18 protein-coding genes are annotated in these 26,991 nt (G+C 67.7%); 11 read left to right on the top strand and 7 right to left on the bottom strand.

The window, feature by feature from the left end; all coding sequences use genetic code 11:
- The first annotated feature begins 54 nt into the window (after positions 1-54).
- Positions 55-483, top strand: coding sequence for a very short patch repair endonuclease (locus tag ABD284_RS03975; RefSeq protein WP_344140968.1), 429 nt, complete (start codon positions 55-57; stop codon positions 481-483).
- A gap of 37 nt (positions 484-520) precedes the next feature.
- Here the strand turns inward: ABD284_RS03975 and drmB are convergent, their stop codons facing one another.
- The 6 genes from drmB to ABD284_RS03945 all read right to left on the bottom strand — a co-directional run bounded on the left by drmB (position 521) and on the right by ABD284_RS03945 (position 14,320).
- Positions 521-2,257 carry a DrmB family protein gene (drmB, locus tag ABD284_RS03970; RefSeq protein WP_344140967.1) on the bottom strand — a complete coding sequence of 579 codons (1,737 nt, stop codon included), beginning with the start codon at positions 2,255-2,257 and terminating at the stop codon, positions 521-523.
- The gene (locus ABD284_RS03965) at positions 2,254-5,424 is read right to left on the bottom strand and encodes a helicase-related protein (RefSeq protein ID WP_344140966.1); all 3,171 of its coding nucleotides are present in this window, start codon (positions 5,422-5,424) and stop codon (positions 2,254-2,256) included. Before ABD284_RS03965 ends, drmB begins: the two co-directional genes overlap by 4 nt.
- Positions 5,421-7,223, bottom strand: a complete 1,803-nt coding sequence (locus tag ABD284_RS03960; protein ID WP_344140965.1) for a UvrD-helicase domain-containing protein — start codon at positions 7,221-7,223, stop codon at positions 5,421-5,423. Before ABD284_RS03960 ends, ABD284_RS03965 begins: the two co-directional genes overlap by 4 nt.
- Entirely contained in the window at positions 7,223-11,968 is a 4,746-nt protein-coding gene (locus ABD284_RS03955) for a DEAD/DEAH box helicase (RefSeq protein WP_344140964.1), read from the bottom strand. The genes ABD284_RS03960 and ABD284_RS03955 overlap by 1 nt, the downstream gene beginning before the upstream one ends.
- A gap of 361 nt (positions 11,969-12,329) precedes the next feature.
- On the bottom strand, positions 12,330-12,971 hold the full coding sequence (locus ABD284_RS03950; protein ID WP_344140963.1) for a hypothetical protein: 642 nt from the start codon (positions 12,969-12,971) through the stop codon (positions 12,330-12,332).
- A gap of 848 nt (positions 12,972-13,819) precedes the next feature.
- Positions 13,820-14,320: a GyrI-like domain-containing protein gene (locus tag ABD284_RS03945; protein ID WP_344140962.1), complete on the bottom strand. Its 501-nt coding sequence runs from the start codon at positions 14,318-14,320 to the stop codon at positions 13,820-13,822.
- 418 nt (positions 14,321-14,738) lie between these two features.
- On the opposite strand from ABD284_RS03945, the gene ABD284_RS03940 reads away from it, so the two are divergent.
- The 5 genes from ABD284_RS03940 to ABD284_RS03920 all read left to right on the top strand — a co-directional run bounded on the left by ABD284_RS03940 (position 14,739) and on the right by ABD284_RS03920 (position 20,153).
- Positions 14,739-15,776 (top strand): LacI family DNA-binding transcriptional regulator, encoded by a 1,038-nt coding sequence (locus ABD284_RS03940; protein WP_344140960.1) that lies wholly within the window; start codon positions 14,739-14,741, stop codon positions 15,774-15,776.
- A 224-nt stretch (positions 15,777-16,000) separates the two neighbouring features.
- Entirely contained in the window at positions 16,001-17,323 is a 1,323-nt protein-coding gene (locus ABD284_RS03935) for an extracellular solute-binding protein (protein ID WP_344140959.1), read from the top strand.
- A 63-nt stretch (positions 17,324-17,386) separates the two neighbouring features.
- Complete coding sequence (locus ABD284_RS03930; protein WP_344140958.1) at positions 17,387-18,385, top strand: carbohydrate ABC transporter permease; 999 nt, start codon at positions 17,387-17,389, stop codon at positions 18,383-18,385.
- Complete coding sequence (locus ABD284_RS03925; RefSeq protein ID WP_344140957.1) at positions 18,378-19,217, top strand: carbohydrate ABC transporter permease; 840 nt, start codon at positions 18,378-18,380, stop codon at positions 19,215-19,217. Before ABD284_RS03930 ends, ABD284_RS03925 begins: the two co-directional genes overlap by 8 nt.
- Before the next feature lie 135 nt (positions 19,218-19,352).
- A complete protein-coding gene (locus ABD284_RS03920; RefSeq protein ID WP_344140956.1) occupies positions 19,353-20,153 on the top strand; it encodes a potassium channel family protein in 801 nt (266 codons plus the stop codon).
- Positions 20,154-20,409: 256 nt separating this feature from the next.
- Here the strand turns inward: ABD284_RS03920 and ABD284_RS03915 are convergent, their stop codons facing one another.
- Positions 20,410-21,243, bottom strand: a complete 834-nt coding sequence (locus ABD284_RS03915) for an IclR family transcriptional regulator (protein WP_344140954.1) — start codon at positions 21,241-21,243, stop codon at positions 20,410-20,412.
- An 86-nt stretch (positions 21,244-21,329) separates the two neighbouring features.
- Between ABD284_RS03915 and ABD284_RS03910 the strand changes: the two genes are divergently transcribed.
- The 5 genes from ABD284_RS03910 to ABD284_RS03890 all read left to right on the top strand — a co-directional run bounded on the left by ABD284_RS03910 (position 21,330) and on the right by ABD284_RS03890 (position 26,907).
- Positions 21,330-22,544: a CaiB/BaiF CoA transferase family protein gene (locus ABD284_RS03910; RefSeq protein WP_344140953.1), complete on the top strand. Its 1,215-nt coding sequence runs from the start codon at positions 21,330-21,332 to the stop codon at positions 22,542-22,544.
- 6 nt (positions 22,545-22,550) lie between these two features.
- Positions 22,551-23,333, top strand: a complete 783-nt coding sequence (locus ABD284_RS03905; RefSeq protein WP_344140952.1) for an enoyl-CoA hydratase-related protein — start codon at positions 22,551-22,553, stop codon at positions 23,331-23,333.
- Between the two features lie 161 nt (positions 23,334-23,494).
- Positions 23,495-24,496, top strand: coding sequence for a Bug family tripartite tricarboxylate transporter substrate binding protein (locus ABD284_RS03900; RefSeq protein ID WP_344140951.1), 1,002 nt, complete (start codon positions 23,495-23,497; stop codon positions 24,494-24,496).
- Positions 24,496-25,167, top strand: a complete 672-nt coding sequence (locus tag ABD284_RS03895; protein WP_344140950.1) for a tripartite tricarboxylate transporter TctB family protein — start codon at positions 24,496-24,498, stop codon at positions 25,165-25,167. Before ABD284_RS03900 ends, ABD284_RS03895 begins: the two co-directional genes overlap by 1 nt.
- 42 nt (positions 25,168-25,209) lie before the next feature.
- On the top strand, positions 25,210-26,907 hold the full coding sequence (locus ABD284_RS03890; RefSeq protein WP_344140949.1) for a tripartite tricarboxylate transporter permease: 1,698 nt from the start codon (positions 25,210-25,212) through the stop codon (positions 26,905-26,907).
- The last annotated feature ends 84 nt before the right edge of the window (positions 26,908-26,991 follow it).

Here is a 26,991-nt window from a genome sequence, read left to right as displayed (position 1 = left end):
CCTCAGAACCCCGGTTATCTCCTGTCTAACGGAGATTTCCCTTACGGTGGCCCCATGAGCCGCGCATCATCCGAGTCCTGGGCCTCCAGTGACGGTGTACGAGCCAGCATGCGGTCCAACAAGGGACGTGACACCAAACCCGAAGTCGCGTTGCGCCGGGCGGTCCACGCCATGGGCCTGCGCTACCGTGTGTCCGCCCGGCCGCTGCCGAACACACGGCGAACAGCGGACATGGTGTTCACGCGAGCGAAGGTGGCCGTCTTCCTGGATGGGTGTTTCTGGCACGGCTGCCCTGAGCACCACACCGTCGCGGCCACCAACGCAGGATTCTGGGCCGAGAAGGTTCGCAGAACACGCGACCGAGACGAGGAGACCGACCGCCTCCTGAGTGAAGCCGGATGGGTCCCCGTGCGGGTGTGGGAGCACGAGGACCCGCGCGAAGCGGCCGAACGCGTGGCGGAACAGGTCAAGGCGCGGGTGTAAGTGCCTGTGGGCCACCGGTGCGACCCGCCCGCACTCGTCAAAGGCTGAAGAAACCGATCCCGGGTTGCTGAGCGGTGCCGACGAGAAGCGCACGATCCAGGAGCGTGTTGAACTCCTCGCAGCTCGTCTCCGGCAGCAGGACGCAGGCGTGGCACGCGGCGCGGTTGAGATTGTCGGTTCCGCCGGTGTGGGCCTCCATGCAGAGCGGGTCCGCTGAGCACCAGGACGCTCGGTCCAGCGCCGCCCGTATGGAGGCTCCGAGGTTGCCCGACTCCACTTGGGCGACGATGCCGCCGAGACTGCCGGCTGAGTCGCTGGTGGCCGTGTAGACGAGGAACCCCGACATGCCGCCGTCGGCGTAGAGCCGCTCGCGTAGCGATGCTGCGGGGTACCCCGAGTCGAGGCTCCACTCGTTGAGGACGATGTGTGCCAGCGTGTGGATCATCATGAAGCGGGGAGATATCGTACGGTCGGGCGTCTGGTCGGCCCGCACGAATCGCTCGCGATATGCGGTGTCGACGACCCCGACCCGCTCGACGACCTCCGGCCGCGATTCCCACCGGAGAAGCTTCTCCTCGTCGATGCGGAGAAAGACACCCTCACCGATGACCTCGATGGCTGGCAGCCAGTTGGGGGGATCGTCCTCCGGATGGAGCTTCGAGCGGCGCTCAGGGGCCACCGGGCTGGGCGGGGCGATCCGTGTGAACCCCTGAAGAACCCGCACCTCACGCAGCCGTTTGACACGCATGACGCGGTCGACGGCGAGGCCCTCCAGGCCGGGGGAGTCCTGCCAGGGTACGCAGACGAAGTCCTGGTCACGAGACCTCTCCTTCGTCTCTCTGAGCAACGCCTGATATTCCGCGGACTTCAATTCGGAATCCGAGGACAGGTTTTCCCCGGATTCCTCGCGCCGTCGTTGCTCGACGGCGTAGGCAAGCTCCTCGACACTGAATCTTCGGTCGTCCGCCAGCTCGAGTTCCTTGATCCGGTCGACCGGATCGGGGGCGTTGCGGAGGGAACGCCAGTGTTTGCCGACGAGCTTCTGTACACCTTCCGACCACGGCGGAATCGATATGGCCGAATGAACGTCGGAGAACCAGACGGCCGAAGAACCGCGCTGCATGGCTCGGGGGGACTCGTCGCAGAGCTCGTCTTTCACGTCGACGAGCCATGGGCGTCGTCCTCTGCAAGCGGTGATTCCGTGCAGCGCCCCCTTCCGCAGTGCTCCCTCCATGGTGACCGGGGGCACCTCGCACGAGCAGGAGATCTCGATGTCGCCCAACGAAGCGCTGCGCCCTCCGGCTTTGAGGCTGAGTTCATGCTTCGTTTCCGATGAAGGACCGGCGGCTCTTCCCTTGTGCAACCACTCGAAATAAGGGAAGTCGGAGATGTGCCCCTTGGGGCAACACACGACGAATCGAGAGGGGACAAGTTCCCTGTCGCAGTTCTTGCATTTTGCGGGGCTCGCCGAGGCGCCGAAGAACCGGGCGTCGGCGAGTCGCCTGCACTCCGGGCAGGAGTGGCGCTCGGGGAACCTTACTACGGGGACGTCCCCGTACTTCTCGCTCTCGGACGCCGGAGGAAGACGGAAGTAGTCCACACCGAACCGTTTTTCGAGACGGCTTTCGTTGATTGTTTGTTCATGGATGTCGTCGGGCCATCTGTTGATCCCGGCCACCATAAACGACTCTCCGCCGATGGCGATCATGGAGCCGACGCCATAGGTGGTGATCATCTGAGCCCGGCGAACTCCGCCGAGGGGTCGTCTTCTCACCGCGTCCCCCTGTCCAGGTAGACGGTCGATTCCACATCCACGTCGCGCAAACTCCACAGAGTGGGAAAGAGGTCACCGACCTCGTCGTCGGACTCGTCCCATCTGCCCGCGTCGATCAACAACCCGGGGCTCCGGTAGTTGCCGTATCCCAGGTCAGGGTTTTCCTCCGCGAGTCTGTGCCATTGTTGGATTATTTCGTCGATCTGATGCTGTGTCGCGTCGCGCTCGTCCTCTCCCGCGACCCGCGCGACACGGTTCAGCACTCGATCGCATACGGCGCGGAGCTCATCGTCGAAGTCGGCGATCGCGGCGGCCGCCTCCGCGGGGCGTGCACGGGGGATCAGGAGTCGGGCCAGGGCCACAACCGTGGCGTGTAGACCTCGATCCCTTGCCCGAGCGGAGAAAGGGGTCACGCTTGTGGCCTCGACCTGGCGGTATAGGGCCGAATGGTAGCTCGTGAAACTCTCATAGTGAGATCGGTCCCGTGAACGTCCCGAGTTGAACAGCGTTACCACCAGTCCCGGCCACTTTCGTCCCACGCGACTGGTTGCCTGGATGTACTCGGAGGTGGACTGAGGCTGGCCCATGACCACCATCAGCCCGAGGCGGTTCACGTCGACGCCGACCGAGATCATGTTGGTGGCAAGGATGACACCGAGTGCGTCGGGATACGGCGTCTCCATATCCTGGAGATGCCCGGGTATCGCACTTGAAGGTTCGCGGCTGGTGAGCTCGATGTCGCGCCCGATCTCCCTGCGTGGTTGATTCAAGGTTCGGCTGAGGAGGTCAAGACGGTCGTTGACGTCGTCCTGTACCTGAAGCCTCGCGCCCGCGAGCAGACGCAGGCTGTTGAAGTAGCCCAGCAGAGTCCAGTAGGCGTCGCGGATCTCGTCGTCTCCGTCGATGGCCTGCGCGTGGTGCAGTAGGGCGGCGTAGGCGCGTACCAGGAGAGAGGTCTGGCTCGTGGCCGGTGCCATCAGGCCGACGTATCGACGATCGGCCTTGTCGGACGGCGGTGTCTCGACCGAAAAGTATGAGTCCCGTGCATCCAGCCCGGGCGGCGGAAACTGTTCGACGCTGCGATCGAAGAGTGCGCGCCCCTGGTGGACGGCGCGTCGGATGGTCGCCGTGGACGCGACGATCTTCGGACGATCTCCGAGAACGTCGACCGTCGTCTCGTACAGGCCGGCCAAGGTCCCGAGGGGGCCGGAGATCAGGTGCAGTTCGTCCTGGATGATCAGCTCGGGCGGGGGGGCACTCGTTTCGTGGTTGAAGAGGCTACCGATCATCGGCTTCCACGGAAGGCCGGCGAATTTGTCGGCGGTGGCGATGATGAGCGTGGGGCGCGCGGCATAAATCGTGTCGTCGACTACGTGTACCGGGAGCCCGTCGGCGAATTCGCACGCCGGATCGCCGCAGGAGATGACCAGGTGTTCCTCCTCGACCCGATAATTACCGTGGTCGAGCGCGTTGCCGCACCAGGAACACGATCTCAGCTGTACGGGGTTCTCCTCCTGTACCTGCTCGCCCCGCCTCAATTTGTTGAGGGAGGCCTTGGCCTCCTTGAGGGTGTTCGGCGTCGATCCGCGGCCCACCCACATGCCGATTGAGATCTCGGTACGCCCCAGACGGTCGGGGGCATTGCGCCGTAGCCGTTCCATGCAGCACATGAGTAGCGCCGCCCGTTCAAACTGCTGCACGGTCAGCAGCCGGAGGGTGTATCGCATCAGGACCGTGACGCCACCTCCGTGGGCGGGGTCGCGCAACCGTCTCAGGAACGTCGCGAACGCGATCAGGCCGAGGTACGCCTCGGTCTTTCCTCCACCCGTCGGAAACCACAGCACGTCGGCGACGTCGCGGTCCTTGTGCTTCCGGTCGGCCACGCCGCACAGGGAGAGCAGGATGAAGGCGATCTGGAACGGTCGCCAGGAAGGGCTTTCCTCATCAGGTGTCCGGGATGATCTGTCCTCCGATCTTAGCCAGTCCGTACGGGCCCGCTGAGTGGCCATGGTGCGGTTGGCGAGTCGGAACGCCTCCATCGCGGTGCGATCCCCGGCTTCGGCGAGGAGGTCGATGCCGGCGTCCATGCGATCGCAGGCCGTGGTGCACTTGTCCAGGTGCTCTGTGGCAACGGCCCTGAGGCTCGGCTCGGCCGGCTCAGAGGTCTGATCGCGACGCTCCCGTATCCATTGGCGGTAGCCGTTGGTCAGTTCACGAAGCACGGAGACGATCTCGGCGTCGGAGGCGGTGTTGGCAAGGTAGTCCATCCGCAATCGTCGCGTGTCGATAGCGGGGTTGGAGTCGGTCAGGCGCAGGTCGTATTCAGGGACGAAGGTGGTCCGGATCCAACTGGTCCCCGCGGCCCCGGTGAGATCGTTGATCGGGAACGTGTGTTGTTCCCACTCGACCGCGCAACCGTGACCGACGGCGAAGGTCGGGGCGTGGCGGTAGAGGAGCCGATAGGACTCGAGCTCCTCGTCGGCACCGGTGGCATTGGGCGACGGACGTTCGACGAACGGGGACTTCCGCCCCTCCACGGCTCTGACCGTGATGCGTGGTTGGAGGAACGCATGCTCGTCGCGTCGTTCCGTGGGGCCGACGCGATTCCTGTTCAGCAGAGCCACCGTCACCGCAGCGACCCCGTGTTGGTCAGGGGGGCGAACGAGACAGTAGAGATCGAGCCCGTCTGCCGGTTCCGAACCGGGAGTCGGCTCCGCCCCCGGTCGCAGGGGCAGAGTCCGTTTCTCGATGGCGAGGGCGTGGCGTCTCCAGAGCTCCTCGGCCACCGCACCGGTTCGGCCGCGTCGTCCCTCCGAGGACTGTTCGAGGGTGTAGCGGGCCGCCTCGACCTCGATCTCAATCCCGTCGGAGAGCGACGTATCGACGGCGAAGGTCAGTCCCATCGAGGACGGATAGCGAACGTTCGCCATCGTCACCGCGGGATCGACCGTCTCGCCGGCGTGGTGTCCCTCGGGTTCCTCCTCGGGCGGGACCTCGTCGCCGACGGCGTCCTGCGATTGCGGAAACAGGATGCCTGCCGCGTACTTGGTGATCGGGGGGTCGGAGATGGTCTCGTCCTCGCCGCCGGGGCCGACCACGTCTCTTTCGAGCCGACCGACGAGCTCGTCACGGAATGCATAGTGCCTGTCGAAGCCAGTGGTGGTCACCGTTTCTCCTTGTCTCCCCAGACGAGCCTTCCCAAGCCCACGATTCGCGGACGCAACCACACGCCCGACCACCCGAGCCCGACGTTGACAGCCGCGGCCTCTCGGCCGACGACCGTTTCAACACAGTCGACGCGAAGGTTCGTGACTTCCTCGGGGAGCCTTCGCCCTCTCCCGACGAGTGTTCGCATTCCCCTGGCGAAGGACTCGGAGGTAACCCCGATGGGTTCTCCGGCGTGATCGACGATGTAGTGGGGCTCCTCAAGGGTGGTATCAGGCGCCCGTCGAAGTCGGATGTCGTCACCGGCATGAACGCGGGTGGCCAGATGGTTCTGAACGTCGGCCGGCTCCGCCGAGTAACCGACGCTGCCCGCCGGATCGTCGGCGTGGACGTCGGAACCACGAATCTCCATGCCGAAGCGCGGGCCGGCCTTGAACCCAACGTCGGCCCATCGACCGTCCGGCAGCGGCTTGAGGTATCCCGTCGCAAGGTCGTCGACGGGCTTGATCAGGCACAGCAGATCGCGCGGTCGTGTCATCGCCACGTACAACAGGCGCGTGTGCTCGGCCTGCTCCACGACTCCGTCCCGTGGATGACCGGGATCCACGATGACGACCTGATCGAACTCCAAGCCCTTCACCCGATGCACGGTCGACACGACCAGCGAATCCGAGGGCGGTTGGGTCAGTTCGTCGGGTACGGTGCCCACGGCCAGCTTGCGACGCAGGGCCACGAGGTCGAGCGTCTCGCCCCGGCGGTCTGCGGCCGTTCGTTTGAGCAGTCTCCACGCATCGCCCGGGTCCGTTTCCGCATTGGCCAGAGCCCTCAGCACCTCCTCCTTGGCCGGCCCCTTCGACGCGAGCTCACGGTAGATCGTGGCGACCCACGACGGCAGCACTCGATCCTCGGCGGCGCGCTGGAGACGGTGAGGTACGCCGAGTTCGTGGAGTCTCCGCGAGATCAGTAGAGTCTGAGCGTTGGTCCTGCACAAGATCGCGGTCGACGAGTTCCGGCCCGCGAGTACTCGGGCCGCGTCGTCCAGCGTGCCAAGAGTGTCGCCACTGAGCAGGCGAGTGCGAAGCTCGTGAAGTAGTGGGGGAAAGACGGCGTCGACCTCGCCGACCTGCGGGCCGAGATCCAAGGCGGCCCTCGCCTCCGGCTCCCTGGCCCTGAAGTTGGCGGAAAGCGTGAACTCGGCAAGGTCGTCGAACCTTGTCCGGATCCACTCGTACAGGGCCGCAGCTCCCTGAAGACGCTCGGCCCGATCCTCGACCTGAAAACCGTAGATGCCCTGAGCGGGGTCACCGAGAAGGGTGAAACCCTCGACGTCAGACTCCAGGAGCGCCTTGACGAGTTCCGCACGGGCGCCGACGAGGTCCTGAACCTCATCGACGACCAGATGGCGAACCTCCGAGACCAGTTCGGTCGCATCCTCGTCGTCTCTGATCAGATGGGTGGCCGCCTCGATGCGACCTTCAAAACTCTTCTCCTTCCATGAACCGTCGGGATCGAGCTCGGACAACAGCCACGTCGCGTAGGAGTCGAACGTTCGGACGTCCACGTTTCCGGAGGCACCCTCCGCGTTTCTCAGACGGTTGCGGACCTCGCGGACTGCGGCGCGGGAGAAACTCAGGACGAGGACGTCGACGGCGTCCAACCCGTCTTCGAGCAGCTGGGCGACCCTGTGAACGAGGGACATCGTCTTACCCGAGCCGGCACCCGCGGTGACCAGCACGCGCGCGGACGCGGGTTGTTCGACGAGACTCCGCTGTTCGGCGGTCAGCTCCGGTTCTTCGGGCATCATCTCTTCCACAGGTACTCGAAGTCGCGGAAAGCAAGCCGTTCGCCGAAGTTTGTGATGTTGTCGGCGACGTTGATGATGAGGCACTCCTCCTTGCCGCCGTTGAGCGGACCGCGCAGCCCTCGGCCGATCATCTGTTGGTAAAGGTTGGGGCTGTAAGTGGGGCGGGCGACGATCACGGCCCTAGTGGCGGGGGCGTCGAAGCCTTGGGCCAAGACCCCGTAGTTGGCGAGGACCCGGATCTTCCGCCGGCCGAAGCGTTCGATGGTGTGTCGCCGGGCTCCGGGGTCGGACTTGCTGTCGATCGACGCGGCGGGTATTCCCTTGCGGCTGAGCAGCGCTGCCATGATCTGTGCGTGTGCGACGGACGTGGCGAAAAGAAGAACCGGCCAGTCCTCGGGAAGCTCTTGAACGGCGGCGAGTAGTCTGCGGTTTCGAGCGGAGTTCAGACCGAGTCGTCTCTCCGCCGATCCGGGGAGCCGGCGCCTGGACTCGAGCTCGGCGCGCTCACCGCCGTCGAGGTCGAGGGTCACGCCTTCCAACTCTCGATGGCTCACCTTGCTCAGGACGCCGAGCTCCTGAAGGCGTGCATACGGGTCCACGCCGAGGATCTCGGAACCGTCGTTGTCCAAGTCCAGGCGGGTCTGTTGATAACGCCGGACAAGCCGGGAGGTCTCCTCCGCGTTGCCCTCTTGAGGGCGAGTGCCTCGGAAAGGTGTGGCGGTCAGGCCGATGAGCGGGCAGCGGGTCCGGTGCCTGCTAAGCCCGAGGGCCTCCAGCACGGACGTGTAGCGCGGACTGATCGACACGTGAGCCTCGTCGACGACGACCGCCCGGGCGTTACGCAGCCACGTGTAGGCGTCGGTCTCCAGTACCGAGTCAAGCTTGGCGTCGGTGGCCACGACGACGTGGAAGCCGTCGTCGACGGGGATCGCCTCGTTTCCACTCCACAGACGATTGATGGTGAGTTCCCCGTCCGGCGGTCCGATGTGACGCCACACGTACTGCCAGGACTGGACCGCCTGTTCGCAGAGCTCCTCCGTCTGGGCGATCCACAGGACCGGAAGCGGGGCCGAATCCGCCGGGGAGGAGCGGAGCCATTGAACAAGGGCTTCGATGGCGACCCGGGTCTTACCCGCTCCCGTGGGCAGACTCAGCAGTCCGCGCTTTGCGGGCCTGGCCCGGAGGGTCTCCAGCACGCGAGCCACCATGTGTCGTTGGTAGAGGTGCAGCTCTTGGAAGTCCGTGGGACCGTGAACGGTGACCACCGGATCGGGTTGCGGCTGACGCATTCCCGCGTACCCCACGGGGAACCCGAGGTCGGTGACGAACGCACGTGCCTCGTGGCCGCCGGCGAGCTGGGCCGGCACCGCGAAACCGCGTTCCTCGAGCCTGCTTCGGAACTTTCGCAGGACCTCCGGGCCGTAGACGGTCAGTGCGAGTTCGCCGAGCATGCGCTCGGTCACCTCGCCCTCCTCGGCCTCGACTGCTGAGATGAGCCCTTGCGGGAGTGCCTCCTGTAAAGTCTCACGCCCCAGCATCGCCACAAGCTTCTCGGCGAGACCGGTCCTTCTGCGGACGTCGACCAGGAAGTCCTGGTGCTTCCGCTGCTCGCGGTTGCGGAGGATCTCACTGACGTCGTTGTCGGTGAGGCCGAGGTTGAGTAGCCTACTCAGCTCGCGGAGCAGAGCTGCGTCGTCGTGTTCGCCTTGGACCTCCCAGTAGACGGTGTTCTCCGCATGCCCGATCGTCGCCGACTCCGTGGTCTGCCCGGAAGGCGTGCTGACGAGCCGTTCCAGATCGGTGCACCGCACCAACTCGAGGCCCCGCAGCGGGCGGCCGTCCTTCCACTTCATCAGAGGGAAGACGTCCTCGAGGGGGGTGCCGACACCGACGGGCGTCGCGCGGTACTCGGCCTTGTAGACGTCGGAGAACGTCTTCATTCCCCAGAGTTCGACGAGACGCTGCGCGCTTTCCTCGTCGGGAGCCAGAACCACCGGCTCCCCGTGTTCCCGCAGCCGGCCGTATTGGGTGTCGTCGAGGGCAACCGCGATGTTCCTGGTGGGGACCTCGCACCAGCTCTGGCCCTCATGGCAGGACACTCTGCCGGGGCTGCTCAGCTGCGTGCTCGCCAGGGCGTAGAGCATTCCGGTCTCCACCGGGCTCCGGGCGGCCTTTGCGTGTTCGAAAGCGGCGGACCAGGTCTTGCCCTTGACCCTCTCCAGGGTGCGGGCGAGTCGCAGTGCCTCGCTCAGGCTTTCGTCGACCTCGGCGACGGGAAGGACGCGAGAGTGCTCACCGAGCTCCGGCCCCACGCACACGTCCACCGGGAAGGGCCCCAACGAGGTGTTCAGAAAACCGTCCCGCCGGAGCATCCACAGGAGGGGCGACTCAACCCAATGCGGATCGTCGTTCGGTCGGGTCTCGGCGTGGACCGTCCACGCGGTGACGAGACCCTCGGTGGGGAGCTCGCCGATGAAGCGGGTGCACGCCGCCCGGCTCAACCGACGGACCAGGCCGAGACTGCCTGCGGGGTTGGCACCGACGACACGGACGCGGCCCCTACCAGGTCGTGGCAGGTCGGAAGGGAGCGAAGCGTAGTAGGACTCGATCTTCTCTTCCTTGTAGTCGGCGAACCAACGCTCGTCGACGGGGTCGACCTCCGCAAGCGGCACGTCGGACATACCGAGTTCACGGAGCAACCCCATGTCGTCCCGATGCTCGGTGTCATCGAGCGTGATCGAACAGTCCTCCTCGTCGGCCGGGCGGACCACGCGGCCCGGTAGCAGGCACTCGGCCATCGGGACGAAGACGCCCGCCCGGTTGCGAACCTTGAGATCCTTGGGAGCGATCCCGTGCTCATGTAGGAGGCCGACGACGTGGCGTGGGCCTACCTGGCGAGCCAGGCGCCAGAACCGGTGCCAGTCGTCCGTCTCGTAGGACGCGACTCCGTGATTGATCTCCGCGGCGAAGCGGCCGAACGCGTTGTCCTCACGCACACCGAGGGTCTCCAGGCACTCAGCGATCTCGGAGTCCCGTTCCAGCTCGGGATCCACGAACTTCAGGTCGCCGGTGACCTCGTCCAGTGAGGATCGCCGGAAGACCTCGCCGTTGGCCGGCGCCACAATCTCGCCCTGTGACGTGCGCAGAATCTTCGCTTGCCGCGCCTGATCCGCGTAGGGGCGGCCCTCCGTGACCATGCCGGCCACGATCGACACGGCGACCGCCGATGCCGCCGCCGTACGGTCCTCGACCAGAGCCTCCAACCACTCCTCAACACTTGCGGGCTTGCGCTGGGCGCGCTCCATGATGGTCTCGACGCGCGATCGGCGGACGGTGTCGAGGACGGAGTGATGACACCAGTTGCTCGGTCGTCCGGGATGGCCGGCCCACTTCTCCAACCAATGGGCCTCCGGCTTTTCCCGGGTCCGCGTCAGCTCCGGCGGCTGGAGGTGGATCTCCGCTGGAGCTCGAAGCTGTCCGTCCAGGTCCGGGAGAGAGGGGCGATGGCCGGCCGCCTTATAAACCTGGTCGGTCAATTGCTTGTCCGCCCAGTTCCGGGATTCGCGTCCGCGTGCGGTGATCAGCGACAACGGAAGCCCCGGATCGTCGGGTGTGGCGAGCTCGGGGAGCGCGTCGACGACCAACCGAGCCGCGGCATCCATCAGTTCGTCGTTAAATGCGTTGTCCTTGAGGAGGTTCTGCCTGTCCTCGTTTGTCTTCCACGGCGCATTGAGGATTCCGCGCAGGGTCGTCTCATAGGTAGTGGGGAAGAATGCCCAGAAGCCACCGGTATCTTGGGGGCGACCGACCGGAACGGCCCAGGCGAGCGGAACCTCGGGTCGATCGTGGTATTCGCCGGCCGCTTTTCGGGCCGTTACCGTGGGGTGGTGGACGGTCTGAAAAACGCGCCACTCCTCGGGATCTTCGTATGCCTCGCCGCTCTTAACCTCGTGCAGAAGACGATGACTCCCTTCGCCGCTGACGCGAATATCCCGCCGGAGGTTCGCGATCGGAGGACGGCGATCCTCCAAGATCACGTGGCCGACATGCGGAGAGAAGACCGCGAACGCAGACGGGAAGTGTTCCAGGTCAGCCGCCAAGCGGTCGGCGTGCTGTTCATCCGCCAGGGGCAGCTTGACGATGGTACTGGCCCACTCCATGAGGTCGTCGAGATCCGGATCCGCCCTTCGCTCCTCCATTGGGTTGACGGGTCGGGCCACCCGCAGAATCGGAACCGGACCGTCTCCAGGGACCCGCTCACGGATACGTCGGCGAGCGTGATCGCGCGTCCATCCGAACGAACCGGATCGGCTCAGGAAGCGCGGTTCATCCGATACGCTGAGCACCGATTTGAAACCGAGTCCGAATCGCCCGATCTCCGCGCCCGCCTTACGGGAAAGATGCGAGGCGAGTATCGTCTCCGCCCCTTCGGGGGTCACCGGATTCCCCTTGTTGGCGCAGTACAACGCGTGCGAGGTCAGGACCACCTGGATGCGCCCGTCGTTCGCGCCACGCAGCTCGTCCGCACCGTTCTGGATCAGCTCATAGAGCTGTCGACGCCCATAGCCCCCTTGAGTAATGGAGCGTTCGATGTTGGCATGCTCCTCAATGAGCGTCGGGTTTGCCTCGTACGAGCGCAGGCAACTTTCCGACTGCTTGGTCACAACATCGACGACCTGACCGTCCGTCGCCCAGGTGAGTAGGGAGTCGCTGTTCCTATCTGATTCTTCTATGGGGTCCACTGAGACCGATCCTCGGGGTAGCGGTGAAAAATCGGTTGTGAATACCGATATAGGGGATTTTTGTATTTCAAAAGGAGTTGGCTAAGGAAATTCGAAGACGGGTTACGGCGGAAGGGTGTCCGTCCCGACTAACCGGCCAACCCATGCGGATTAGGCCTCAGGATTTGACTTTGGAGAGCACTCCCGGCAGGTCTCATATTCTGCGACCACTCGAAGTTTGCATCCGGAAGAAAACCTGCGGCGCCTTCGGCTGGAGTAGGTGGACATGGGGGGCTTCTGGTAAATGAAAAATGTGGTCGGGCTGGATGAGCCGGGATTATGCGGAGAAGGTAAGGAGTCACGACACGGGCGAAACGAGTGGTCAGTCGTCTTCGAGACTTGCGAGACGAAAGGAACCCTCCGGGACATCCTCCGGATTGTCGGCGTGGGACTCGATGAGCCAACCTTGGTCGATCAGTTCGTAGATCTCCTGGCGCCATGTGGGCACCCTGGCCACGCGTTCGAGCTGCGCAGGGCTCGCTGGCCACGGACTTATGTGAAGCAGATACTCGATCAGACGCTCCATCGGGCTCGCGCCCTTCACGGACTCCAGCGTCTCCTCGCTTGCGGCAACCTCGTGCTCCAGACGGTCCGATACGAGGCGATAGCACGCTTCCGGACCGGAGCCTTCCATCGATATCTCCCACCCCACCTGGCGAAGTTCGCGGATCCGCCGGGGCCAGGCGCGTATGGCCGCGACGCCTTCGAGACGGTGGGGTGGGATCGACTCCCCCGGATGGTTGCGGAAGTACAGCAGTAGCGAGGAGCGGGCCCCTCCCAGGATGCCTTGCCGGATCTCGGCGAGCGCGTCACGCGAATCGGCCATTCGCTGCCCGATTTCCGCTGTGATTTCCAACCATTCCGCCGGTCGGAGGGCTCCCTGCTGTCGGACATGCCGGACGAGACCGAGCGTGTCTTCGATGGCCTGCTCGACCTTCGCGAGTTCGTAGTCGAGTGGGTCCACATCCTGATCCTGCTGATCGTGGCTTGGAGTCGACAATAGACGAGGCCATCCTTTGTCGTGTCGGATAAGCAGACCTGGGCGCTGATCATTATCTGGTTTGTGGCGACGAGCGGGCATCGCCGTTACCCGTTCTTCAGGCTGGCAGCTCATCCGGAACGGGGAGGCGAAAACAACCGAAGCCGTTCGGTTGATCTCTTGTGTGTCGGAAGCCTAGGTCTATGGGTGCCTCGGTGTCAATAATGATGGTTTTGGGACCTGTGATTACCGAGTGGCTGAGAGTGAATTTCTTGGAGGTATATGCCTGTTTGGGTTTCATGTGTTCGTTTGTTGTATTCTGTCTACTTGATTTTGTTCGTAATTGGTTGCTTTTGTTTGGTGTCGATCGGTGAATGGCGTTCGGTGGAAGCAGGTCGGCGCTCGGGTGGGGCCGCGGTGCTACGCGTTCAACAACGGGGGTGGCTTGGAGCCCAAGAGAGCGGGAGTTGAGGCGTACCGGACTTTGGGGCAGGAGGGGCCGACCGGCCGACTTCAGCGTCGGCGGCTTGGTGGTGGCGATTCCGGTGCCGCAGGCCGCCGGCGCCGCGCAAGCGCCGGCGGCGGAGCCGGGGCGCCTCATCGACCAGCACGACCAGGTGCTCCTACTGCAAGAGGCCACCGAAATCCTCACTGTCCTCACTGCGCAGGCGGACGAGTGCGGCGCGCCTCGGAGGACACTCGGTCGAGACGCGCGGGGCACGCTGGATCGCGTTGACCTGCGTCGTGATTGGGCTAACGAGGCTCGTCATCGGGGCGTCGGGGGGTCGTCCCGTCCCTCTGACTGGTCCTGACAGGCGCCCTCGTTTCACGTCCTACCTTTCCAGCGGCAGGTTGAGTTCTACTCGCAGGTCGTCGGGGTTCATGTCGGGGGTGGGTTCGGTGAGGTAGACCTCCCATTGGGTGGTCGTGGGGTTGTGGCCCTGGTCGCCGACCCAGGCGAAGAGGCGGGCCCAGGACTGCGCGAGGTTGTCGAAGGCTCCGGTGTGGACCATGCGGGCGACTCGGCCGGCGGGCAGGGTGCCGGCCGCGACGTCGCCGGAGGGGGCGATCGGGCGGTCGGTGGGGAAGCCGACCTCGATGTCGACGGGGTCGCTGGGTAGGCCGCGGAACAGGCCGAACGCTGGGCCGGTGATCTGAGCGCCCTGGGAGGCGATGGTCGGGGCGAGCGTCTGGAACGAGCCGTCGTAGAACGACGGGAGGTCGTCCTGGGCGACGGTGCCGCGGATGACGGCGGTGGTGACGCTCTCGGTGGCGACGATCGCGGGCTCGAACTCCGACTCGAAGCCGGCGGGGCCGCTGGCGGGCTGCTGCATCGGGACGCCTTTCGTGATTGACGGTAGGTACGCGGGTGCTGATGGGCGGGCGGCGGTACCGACCTCGCCGTCCGTGCCGACGGCGATATGGCGAGGGCCTTCTTCCAACATCCGACCGCCCACCCGATTACCGACTCCGGCCGCGCCGTGAACTCATCGCTGGATTCACTGTTCGAGGGGCGCCGGTCTCCTCACCTTGCTCGCCCTCCCCGCCCCTTCGCCTCGCTGCCCCTGCTGCCCCGCTGCCCCTGCTATCGGCGGCGAACGCCGATCTACCCGCGCCCCCGGCTCCGCAATCGCGCGCCCCGCCGATCCCCGCCGATCCCCGCCGATCCTCCCCCGGCCCGTTCGCATCCCCCGCCCCTCCCGGCACACGCGCCCACAGGTCCCCGCGGTGCGGCGGGCTACCATCATCCCCATGACAGCCGGGAACACGGGACGCAAGCGCCCCACGATCAGCGACGTCGCCCGACGCGCCGGCGTGACGAAGGGTGCTGTCTCGCGGGCGCTGAACAGCGGCACCGGCGTCAGCACCGGCACGCGCGACCGCATCCGCCAGGCGGCGGTCGAGCTGGGGTGGAGTCCCAGCTACGCCGCACGCGCGCTCAACGGCAAGCCGCTCGGCACGATCGGCCTGGTCGTGCGCCGCTCCCCGGAGATCCTCGACTTCGACGCGTTCTTCCCGTCGTTCCTGTCCGGAATCGAGTCCGTGCTCTCCGGCGAGGAGCACGCCACGGTCATCCGCTTCGTGCCGGACGCCCAGACCGAGGCCGCCACCTACGAGCGGCTGTTCGGCGACCGCTTCGTCGACGGGTTCCTCGTGACCGACCTGCGGGTGGACGACGAGCGCCCCGCGATGCTGCACCGACTGGGCGCACCCGCCGTCGTGGTCGGCGCGCCCGAGGGCTCCTCGGACCTGCCCACCATCACCAACGACGCCGAAGAGGCGATCCGCGGCCTGGTGCGCCGCTTCGCCGACGCCGGCCACCGCCGCATCGCCCACGTCCAGGGCGACCGCCACATGCTGCACGCGCTACAGCGCCGCCGCCACTGGGAGCAGGCGATGCGCGAGTTCGGGCTGGAACCCGGCCCCGTGGAGTACGGCGGCTACACCATCGTCGGCGGGGCCCAGGCCACCGAGCGCATCCTCGCGCGCGGCGGCGAGCGCCCCACAGCCGTCTTCTACGGCAGCGACCTCATGGCCATCGGCGGGTACTCGGTGCTGGGCGAGTCCGGCCTGGCCATCCCCGCCGACATGGCGGTGGCCGGCTTCGACGACATCCCCCTGGCCTCGTTCGCCTCGCCGCCGATGACGACCGTGCGCAGCAAACACCGCGCACTGGGCAGCGCCGGCGCGCGCATCCTGCTCGACATGCTCAAGGGCCAGGAGCCGCCCCTGTCGACGGTGCTGACCGGCGAGCTCTGCATCAGGGATTCGTCCGGCGACCCCGCGTAACACAAGTAACGACTCTGTAACCCCCTCTCCTGTGCCGGAGTGATCTCCCCTACACTCACGCGGTAAACCGGTTTACTTACGTAGTCAGGGCCGCCTGAGCAGCACACGGTCCGCCAGCCCCGCCCCCCGCCTACCGACTCGCCGGCCATGCGGTCCAGGGTCGGCCGTCCTCGTGCCACGCGCCGAAGACGGTGCCGGGCCCGCATGACCACAGAGAAACGGAGATGGTCGTGAAGATTCCCGCCAAAGCAGTACTGTCCGCCTCGACCGCGCTCGGTCTCGTCGCCGCGCTGACCGCCTGCGGCGGCTCCGGCGAGGAGTCCGGAGACCAGACGCTGACCTACTGGGCCAGCAACCAAGGGGCGAGCGTGGAGGAGGACAAGAAGGTCCTCAAGCCCGCGCTCGACCGCTTCACCGAGGAGACCGGCGTCGAGGTCGAGCTTGAGGTCATCCCCTGGAGCGAGCTGTACAACCGCATCCTCACCGCGGTCAGCAGCGGCGACGCGCCCGACGTGCTCAACATCGGCAACACCTGGGCGGCCAGCCTGCAGGAGACCGGCGCCTTCGTCCCCTACGAGGGCGCCGACCTGGAGGCGGTGGGCGGCAAGGGCCGCTTCGTCGAAACCAGCTTCGCCACCGGCGGCGCCGAGGGCGAGGCGCCGACGTCGGTGCCGCTCTACGGCCTGTCCTACGCGCTGTTCTACAACCCCACCATGTTCGAGGATGCGGGCATCGAGGAGCCTCCCGCGACCTGGGAGGAGTTCGTCGACACCGCGAAGAAGCTGACCAAGGACACCGACGGCGACGGCAAGCCCGACCAGTACGGCCTGGCGATGGAGGCCGGCAGCGAGCGGCAGAACTCGCACTTCGCGCACATCCTGGGACAGCAGTACGGCGGGCAGCTCTGGAAGGACGGGCCCAACTTCTCCTCCGCCGAGCAGGTCGACGCGGTCAAGATGTGGGTCGACATGATGGCCGAGGAGGAGATCGTCGACCCCAGCAACGCCGAGTTCAGCGACGGCACCCAGTCCATCGGCGACTTCGTCGACGGCAAGGCGGCCATGATCATGATGCAGGGCAGTGCCCGCACCACCATGGCGGCCCGCGACTTCGACAACTACGAGGTCGCCCAGGTCCCGATGCTCGACCCGCTGCCCGGCAAGCCCATCCAGAGCCACGCGGCCGGCATCAACATCAGCGTCTTCAACGACACCGAGAACAAGGAGGGCGCGCTGCAGCTGGTCGAGCACCTGACCAGCCCTGAGGAGCAGGTCTACCTCTCGCAGGAGTTCCAGACGCTGCCGGTGGCCACCAAGGCCTACGACAACGAGGAGCTGCAGAGCGAGTCCATGCAGACCTTCCGCACCATCCTCACCGAGCACGCCTCCCCGATGCCGCTGATCCCCGAGGAGGGCCAGATGGAGACGGTCCTCGGCGAGTCGATCGCCGGGCTCTTCGCCGACGCGGCGACCGGCAGCAAGGTCACCGAGGCCGACGTCCGCGACGCCATGAAGGAAGCCGAGACCCAGATGGACGCCGCGAACTAGGCGGTGCAGTCCGCCGGCCGCCCCGCCCCTTGCGGCGGGGCGGCCGTTCGATGGAGGCGCTAGATGTCGACCACTGAAGAACCGCGGTCCGGTGCGGCCGAGGAGGACCCGCCGACGGAGGCCGGGCCTGCGAGCGGGTCCCGCAGGCGGCGCCCGCGCCGCCCGGGTGTGCTCCTGCCCTACGGCATGGTGCTGCCGGCGGCCGTGCTGGAGCTGCTGATCCACATCATCCCCATGATCCTGGGGATCTACATCGCGTTCACCTCGCTCACGCAGCTGACCATCCGGAACTGGACGTCGGCTCCGTTCGTGGGCCTGGAGAACTTCGTCCGGGGGCTCGACCCCAGCGGCGCGCTCGGTTCGGCCCTGTTCCAGAGCCTGTTCCGCACCGCCTTGTACACCGCCCTGGTGGTGGGGCTGTCCTGGGTGCTGGGCATGGCGGCCGCCGTCTCGCTGAACACGAAGTTCCGCGGGCGCGGGGTGCTGCGCACGCTCTTCCTGGTGCCCTACGCGCTGCCGGTCTACGTGGCCGCCATCATCTGGGCGTTCATGTTCAACCACCGGGACGGCATGATCAACCGGCTGCTGGTCCAGGACCTCGGCCTGCTCGACGACCGGCCGTTCTGGCTGATCGGCGAGAACGCGTTCTGGGTGCTGGTGGTGGTGTCGGTGTGGCGGCTGTGGCCGTTCGCGTTCCTGATGCTGCTCGCCGCGCTGCAGAGCATCCCCGAGGACATGTACGAGGCCGCGGCGATCGACGGCGCGTCGACCTGGAAGCGGTTCACCGGCATCACGATGCCCATGGTGCGTCCCGCCAACGCCGTGGTGCTGCTGGTCATGGGGCTGTGGACCTTCAACGAGTTCAACATCCCCTTCCTGCTCTTCGGTGACACCTCGCCCGACAGCGCACGCCTGATCTCGCCGCTGATCTACGAGCACTCCTTCGTCAACTGGAACTTCGGACTCGGCGCCGCGATGAGCGTGCTGCTGCTGGTGGCACTGATCATCGCCTCGGCCGTCTACGTCCGGATGGTCCTGCCCAAGGGGAGCAGCAATGACTGAGACACCCGGCTTCCGCTGGTTCCGCCGGATCACCCTGACCGTCCTCACCGTGTTCACGGTCATGCCGCTGTACGTGCTGGTGGTGACGTCGGTCAAGCCGCTGGAGAACGTCCGGGGGCTGTTCACCTGGGTTCCCGACCGCGTCACCTTCCAGCCCTACGTGGACATGTGGTCGACGATCCCGCTGGCGCGCTACCTCACCAACAGCCTGATCGTCACGATCACGGCGACGGTCCTGGCGCTGATCGTCGCCGTGCTGGCGGCCTACCCGCTGGCACGGCTGCGGTTCCGCGGCAAGCGCGTGTTCAGCATGACCGTGCTCTCGACCCAGATGTTCCCCGGCATCCTGTTCCTGCTGCCGCTGTTCCTGATGTTCGTGCAGGGCGAGGAGCTCCTCGGCATCCAGCTGACCGGCTCCTACTTCGGGCTGATCATCACCTACCTGACCTTCGCCCTGCCGTTCTCGATCTGGATGCTGGCGGGGTACTTCCAGGCCATCCCCGAGGGCCTGGAGGAGGCGGCGATGATCGACGGCACCAGCCGTATCGGGGCCCTCGTCCGGATCATCCTGCCGGTCGCGCGCCCGGGAATCCTCGCCGTCGCCGTGTTCGCCTTCATCACGGCCTGGGGAGAGGTGCTGTTCGCCTCGGTGCTGACCGATACCGAGACCCGCACGCTGTCCATCGGGCTCAAGCTCTACACGAGCCAGACCGACACCCTGTGGAACGAGTTGCTGGCCGCGTCGCTGACCATCTCCCTGCCGGTGATCGTCGCCTTCATGCTGGTCCAGCGGCACCTCGTCTCCGGGTTGTCGGCGGGTGCCGTGAAGTAGCGCCCCGGCGCCGCGCCCGGCCACCGCCCCGACCGCCCTTGCTAGCGTTGCCGCCGGCGGATCGGCGGGGGCGGCGCCGGGCGCTCCGTCGAACCGCCCCGCCGCCCCGTGAAACGGCTCGAAGGGCGGGTACACATGATTGAGGCGGAGGGCCTGCGCAGCGAAGCGCCGCCGGACGAGGCGGCGCTGGACCGGTGGCGCCGGCTGACGATCGTGCCCATGATGGCGGCAGCGGCGCTGTTCCTGGGCGCCTACGCCTGGCCGATCATCGACCCCGGCATCGCCGCGGGCTGGCAGAGGGCCTGCGACGCGGCGATGTTCGGCATCTGGGTGCTGTTCGGCGCCGACTACCTGGTGCGGCTGCGCCTGGCTCCGCGGCGTTGGGAGTTCGCCAAGCGGAACTGGTTCGACCTGCTGATACTCGTGGCGCCGATGCTGCGGTCGCTGCGGCTGGTGCAGATCATCATGGTGCTCGGCCTGCTCGACAAGCGGGCGGGGCTGACCCTGCGCGCCAACGTCGCCAGGTACGCCGGGGCCGCCGCCGTGCTCGTCGTGTTCTGCGCCGCGCTGGCGGTGCTCGACGCCGAGCGGGGCGTGGCCGGTTCCGTCATCCGGACGTTCCCCGACGCGCTGTGGTGGGCGGCCACCACCGTGACGACGGTGGGCTACGGCGACCTGTACCCCGTCACCGCGGAGGGCCGCCTGGTCGCCGGCGTCCTGTTCACCGCGGGCATCGCCCTGCTGGGTGTGGTCACCGCGACGCTGGCCTCGTGGTTCGTGGAGAAGTTCAACGAGGGCCAGGAGAGCGCCGCGGCCACGCAGAAGCAGATGGCGGAGCTGACCGAGGAGGTGCGGTCGCTGCGCGCCGAACTTGCCGCCAGGGGCGCGGGCGCCGGAACCGCCGCCGGGGAGGTCGGCTCGGGCCGCCGACCGTGACCTGACGGCCTCCCTCAGCGCGGCTTCTGGGCGCCTTCGGTAAGCCCCGCCGCCCGGTCTGCGGCGCGCGTCCGCCCCTCTTGGTCCTTCGAATGCGCCGTGTGTACTCAGGCGAACGCATCCGGTGAAGTCCCGGATTGTTTCCGAATGTCAGCGCGCACATTGGGTCGCTGAGCAGCCGCTCCGGCGCCCCCGAACCCTCCGCGGCCCGGGGGCGCTCCGTCGTCGGCGGGACCGCCCCGCGCGGCCGCGGCGGTCACTCGCGGGTGCAGCCGAGTACCTCGGAGACCTCCCCGGCCGTGCGCACGACGACAGGGCCCAGCTCGAACATGCGGTCCTCGGGCATCCGCGACTCGGGAGCGCTGACGCTGATACTGCCGGCCACCCCGGACTCGTGGTCGAAGACGGGGGCCGCCACGGTGCGGATTCCGGGGGTGCGCTCGGAGAAGGACAGGGCATAGCCCCGTTCGCGGATCGCCTCCAGCTCGATGCGCAGCCGGGCGGGATCGGTGATCGTCGCCGGGGTCACCGCGTCGATCGGCCCGGCGAGCAGCTCCTCGGCCGCCGGACGGGGCAGGAACGCCAGCATGGCCTTGCCCGGCGCGCCGTAGACCAGGGGGATCGGCACGCCCAGCTCGGTGTAGGTGCGGCGCAGTGCGTGGTGGCTCTCGACCTGGTCGATCACGGCGCGCTCGTTGCCCGGCAGCAGTTCGTGCAGCCCCACCGTCTCGTCGACGATCGCGCGCAGCTCGCGCATCGCGCCCAGGGCCGCATCGCGCAGCGTCGTGGGGAACGCCCCGCTGCGGGCCAGCTGGACCAGCAGGGGACCCAGGGCGTAGCGGCGCTGCGCTGTCTGCCGGACGAGCCCGTTGGCCTGCATCGACGCCAGGATGCGGTGCGTGGTGCTGGTCGACAGCCCGGTCGCGCGGGCGATGTCGCTGATGCCCATCTCCGGCCGGCGGGGGCTGAAGCATTTCAGGATCGCGACGGCGCGGTCGATCGCCTGCACGGCCGGTCGTGCGGCCCCGTTGTCCTTCGCACCTGCGCCGGTGCGGCCCTCGGTCGTCTCGCTCAATTCGGCCCAACCCATTGACGTTAACGTGCTTGCAATCGTACGTTCCTGTTATACGGGATCGCATCCCATTATACGGGATAAATCACGGAACAGGTGCGTGGATGAAGCCACTCGACGGATTCCGGGTTCTCGACCTCACCCGCTTCCTCTCCGGCCCCTACTGCACGATGGTGCTGGCGGAGATGGGGGCCGACGTCGTCAAGGTGGAGCAGCCCGGGACCGGGGACGACTCGCGTCGGCTGGCGCCCAAGGTCAACGGCGAGAGCTACCCCTTCGGCATGCCCAACCGCAGCAAGCGCAGCGTCTCCCTGGACCTCAAGGACCCGCGCGGCCGCGACGCCTTCCTGCGCATGGCCGAGCGCGCCGACCTGGTCATCGAGAACTTCCGGCCGGGCGTGGTCAAGCGGCTGGGCATCGACTACGAGTCCCTGCGCGAGGCCAATCCGGTACTGCTCTACTGCTCCATCAGCGGTTTCGGCCAGAGCGGCCCCTACCGCGACCGGCCGGGCTTCGACATCATGGCCCAGGGTGCGGTGGGCTTCATGCGGATGACCGGCCACCCCGACGGCGGCCCCGCCAAGGTGGGCATCGCGATCAACGACATCGCGGCCGGCGCCACCGCCATCTACTCGATCCTGGCCGCCGAGCTGAACCGGCGCGCCACCGGCGAGGGCGACTACATCGACATCTCCCTCGTCGACGCGGGCCTGGCCTGGACGGTCTGGGAGTCGGGCGCCTACTTCGGCAGCGGCGAGCAGCCCGCGCCGACCGGTACCCGGCACCGCCGCTCCACGCCCTACCAGGCCTACCGCACCGCCGACGGCTACGTGACGATCGGCGCCAACAACGACCGGCTGTGGCGCCGCCTCGTCGTCGACGCCCTCGACCGGCCCGCCTGGCTGGAGGACGAGCGCTTCGCCACCCTGACCGCGCGCATGGAGCACATCGACGAGCTCCAGGAGGAGATCGAGGAGGTCACCGCCGCCCGCACGACCGACGAGTGGATCAAGATCCTGGACCGCGCCGGTGTGCCCGGCGGGCCCGTGCTCACCTATGCCGAGGCCCTGGACGATCCGCACATCATCGCGCGTGGAATGATCAGTGAAGTGGATCACCCCATCATCGGTCCGATGCGGACGATCTCCCCGCCCGCCAAGTTCGGCTCACTGGAGTTCGGTATCCAGGGCCCCGCCCCCTGGCTGGGCCAGCACACCAGAGACGTCCTCGCCGACGCCGGCCTGAGCGACGACGAGATCGAGGCGCTCTACGCCGAGCGCGTCGCCTTCGACGAGCACCCCGAACTGCACGGAAGGTAGAAGCCCATGTCCGACGACCTCCAGGTGGAGCGCTCCGGCGCGGTGGCGACCCTGACCCTCGACCGGCCCGAGAGCCGCAACGCCATCAGCCTGCAGATGTACCGCGACCTGCCCGGCATCCTGCGCGGCATCGACGACGACCCCCGCGTCAAGGTGCTGGTGGTGCGCGGCGCGGGCACCAAGGCCTTCGCCGCGGGCGCCGACATCAGCGAGTTCCGCGAGGTCCGCTCCGACGCCGAGAGCGCGCGCTCCTACAACGAGCAGGTGGCCGCCGCGGAGCAGGCGCTGGAGGGCATGGCCAAGCCCACCGTCGCCATGGTGCACGGCTACTGCGTCGGCGGCGGCTGCGGGCTGGCGCTCGCCTGCGACCTGCGGTTCTGCGACACCGCCGCGAAGTTCGCAATCACCCCGTCCAAGCTCGGCCTCGTCTACAGCCTGGAGTCCACCCGGCGCCTGGTCGACCTGGTCGGCCCCGCGCAGGCCAAGTGGGTCCTGTTCTCCGGCCGGCGGATGGACGCCGAGCACGCGCTGCGCACCGGTCTGGTCGACACCGTGGCCGAGCCGGACGGGCTGTCCGAGCAGGTGTACGGCTTCGCCGAGCTGGTGGGCACCCGGGCGCAGTACAGCGTCCGCGCGGCCAAGGAGATCGTCCGCCGCATCGTGGCCGGTCAGCGCCGCGACGACGCCGAGACCACCGACCTGCGCAACTCCTCCTTCGACACCGAGGACTACGCCGAGGGCGTGCGCGCCTTCCTGGAGAAGCGCCAGCCGGAGTTCACCTGGTCGTGACGGCGGCGCGCCTCCTCCGCCGCCGCACGGCCCGCATCGCGACCGCGGGGCGCCGACCCGATGCCCGCCCCGCACCCACCGTCACAGCGACGGCACACCCACAGCGGAACCCCGCACCCCACCCCCCGTAACAGCCACTGTGCCGGCAAGGAGGCACCGCCATGCCGATCAACAAGCCCGTATTGCTACCGGTCCTGGCCTCACTGGCCTCGGCCGCCCTCGTGGCCGCGCTCACCGCCTGCGGCGCGGGTTCGTCGTCGGTCCAGGAGAACCCCGACGACTACCCGAGCCGCGAGCTCGACTGGACCATCGCGTTCGGCCCCGGCGGCGGCAACGACATCATGAGCCGCACCATCGTCGAGATCCTCAACAAGAAGGACCTGTACCCCGCCGACATCGTCGTGGAGAACCGCGAGGGCGGCAGCGGCGCCAAGGGATGGGGCCACCTGCTCAGCAACTCCGGCGACCCCTACGTCATCTCGTCCACCTCGGGGTCGTTCATCACCACGCCCCTGCAGGCCGACACCGGCTGGACCCCCGCCGACTTCACCCACATCGGGCTGTTCGCCACCGACGACACGCTGTTCGTCACCCCCGGCTCCAGCGACCTGACCACCTGGGAGGACTGGGTGGCCCACGCCAAGGACGAGGGGAAGGTGACGGTCGGCGGGATCGGCACGGTCAACGTCGACTACATCATCCAGGCCGCCCTGGCCGAGCAGGCCGGCTACAAGATCGAGTACGTGCCCTTCAACGAGGAGGGCCAGCTGCAGACGGCCCTGTCGTCGGGCTCGCTGGACGCGATCGTCTCCAACCCCGGCTCGATCATGGGCCAGGTCGAGAGCGGCGACGTCAACCCGCTGCTGTTCACCGGCAAGAAGCGGCTGAAGGCGCTGCCCGACGTCCCCACCGGCGAGGAACTGGGCTATGAGGACCTGGTCTCGATGCCGCGCGGGCTCATCCTGCCGCCCGACGCGCCCGACTACGCCCGCGAGTGGTGGATCACGACGATGAAGAAGGTCGTCAAGACCGACGCCTGGCAGGAGTACCTGGACAAGAACTACCTGACGGCGGACGTCCGCTGGGGCGACGACTTCACGTCCTACCTGGACGCCACCGGCACGCGCTTCGAGCAGGAGCTGAAGGAGCAGGGGGCCATCTGATGGCCGGGACGCCGACCTCGCGGGTGCGGCTGCCGTTCCAGCGCGCCTCCGCCGAACGCACCGCGGGCGGCCCCTCTGGACAGGGCCCGTCCCCAGCGCAACCGGAGGGCGGCGGCCCCGGGGGGCCCGCGGGCGGCCGGCGCCGCCCGCGGGTCTCGGGGGAGACCGTCTTCTATCTCATCGTCGGCGCGGTGCTGACCGGCTACACGGTCATGGCGTTCGGCATGGAGTGGCAGACGACCGCCGGCCGGGTGGGGCCCGGGCTCTTCCCGCGCATCATCGGCGTCCTCGGTGTCGCCGCCTGCGCGATCTGCACCGTGCAGAGCGTGCTCCGGCGGCGTCCGGAGGGCGCGGACGAGCGGGACGCGGGTGAGCAGACCGCGGACAGCGGGGACGGCGCCGCCGCGGCCGGCGGCGGGCAGGCGCAGCGGCGCCACCCCTGGGCCGTGGTGGCGCTCTGCGCGATCCTCGCCGCCTTCGTCACCGTGCTGGTGCCGGTGGGCGCGGTGGTCACCGGTTCCGTTGCGCTCATCGCGGCCCTGCTGGTCTGCGACCGGTCGCACCCGGTGCGGTCCGTGGTGATCGGAGCGATATTCCCGGTGGCGCTGTACGCCGTGTTCGTATACGGCCTCAACGCCCCGCTGCCCGCCGGGATCCTCCCGCTGTACTAGCGCCCATCCGCAAGCCGAGACCGCAGATCCCTCGGAGCCAGCATGGACATCTTCGCCAACCTGGTGAACGGCATCATCGGAGTGCTGTCGCCCACCACCCTCCTCTTCCTGTGCATCGGCGTGCTCGTGGGCATGTTCGTCGGCGCGATCCCCGGCCTGGGCGCTTCGGCGGGGCTGGCGATCCTGCTCCCGCTCACCTTCGGCCTCGACCCCACCACGGCGATCGTCATGCTCGCCGCCGTCTACTACGGCGCGATGTACGGCAACACGATCACGGCGGTGCTGATCAACACCCCCGGCGACTCGGCCGGGGTCGCCACCACTCTGGAGGGCCATCCCATGGCCCAGAAGGGGCGGGCCGGACCGGCCCTGGTGATCGCGGCGGTGGCCTCGTTCGCCGCCGGCACGATCGCGGTCGTGCTGCTGACGGTCACCGCGCCGATGATGGCGGGCGTCGCCGCGTCCTTCGGCCCGCCCGAGCTGTTCCTTCTCGTCGTGATCGGGCTGCTCACCCTCATCGTGCTCGTCGGCCGCAACTGGCTGCGCGGTCTGGTCTCGGTGCTGATCGGCTTCGCCATCGGCACCGTGGGGATCGACGTCGGCGGCGGCACGCAGCGCTACACCTTCGGGTCCACCGAGCTGATCAACGGGATCAACTTCATTCCCGTGGCCATCGGCCTGTTCGGGCTGGGCGAGATCCTGTGGACGCTCTACCGCGGCGGGCACCTCGACGGCGCCTCGCCGATGCGGCTGGACCGGCGCGCCGGCGCATTCTGGCCCAGCAGGCAGGAGTGGCGCCAAGCCCGGATGCCGATCGCGCGCAACACTCCGCTGGGGTTCGTGCTCGGCGTGATCCCGGGTGCCGGGGCCACCGTCGCCTCGCTGATCGCCTACAGCGTGGAGAAGGGCCTGTCCAAGCGCCCCGAGCGCTTCGGCAAGGGAGCCGTCGAGGGCCTGGCGGCGCCGGAGTCGGCCAACAACGCGGCGGCCACGGGCGCGATGGTGCCGCTGCTGACCCTGGGCATCCCCGGTTCGGCCTCCACGGCGGTGCTGCTCGGCGGCTTCCTGATGTGGGGGCTGCAGCCGGGGCCGCTGCTGATGGCCGAGGAGCCGCAGTTCGCCTGGGGCCTGATCGCCAGCATGTACCTGGGAAACGTGATGCTACTGCTGGTCAGCATCTTCTGCATCCCGATGTTCGCCGCTGTCACGAGGACGCCGTTCCGCACCCTGGGCCCGCTGGTCATCATCCTGTGCGCGTTCGGCGCCTTCGCCGTCAACGGCAGCGTCGTCGAGGTGGGCATCATGTTCGCCTGCGGCGTGCTGGGGTTCTTCATGCGCAAGCACGGCATGTCGCCGGCGGCGACGGTGATCGCGCTGGTGCTGGGGCCCATCGCCGAGGAGACGCTGCGCCAGACCCTCCTGCTCGACGGCGGGACGGAGGTCTTCCTGCACCGCACGCCGTCGCTGGTGCTGCTGGGCGTGATGGTTCTGGTGCTGTGCGCGCCGCTGCTGGGGGCGCCGCTCAAGCGCGGCGCGGCCCGGCTCGCGGGTCGGCGCCGCGCGGCGGGAGCGGCCGCGGGCGCCGGCGGCGAGCCGGGAGGCGGGCCGCGCGACACGGGTGAGCCGGGAGGCGAGCCGGGTGAGCCGGGTGGGTCGGACGGTCCGCACGGCGGTTCGGCGGGTGCGGCCGTCGGCGGCTCCGAGGACGATCGCCGGGACGAGGCTTCCGGAGGAGGCTGAGCAGCGCGGACGCCCGGACAATGCCCGCCGGTCCCACCCCTCCGGGGCCGGCGGGCGCACCGCGTTGGCGCGGCGCGGCGTGGT

This window comes from Streptomonospora arabica, from assembly GCF_039531585.1.
Taxonomy (GTDB): Bacteria; Actinomycetota; Actinomycetes; order Streptosporangiales; family Streptosporangiaceae; genus Streptomonospora; species Streptomonospora halophila.
This window is presented reverse-complemented; position numbering and strand designations above follow the sequence as displayed.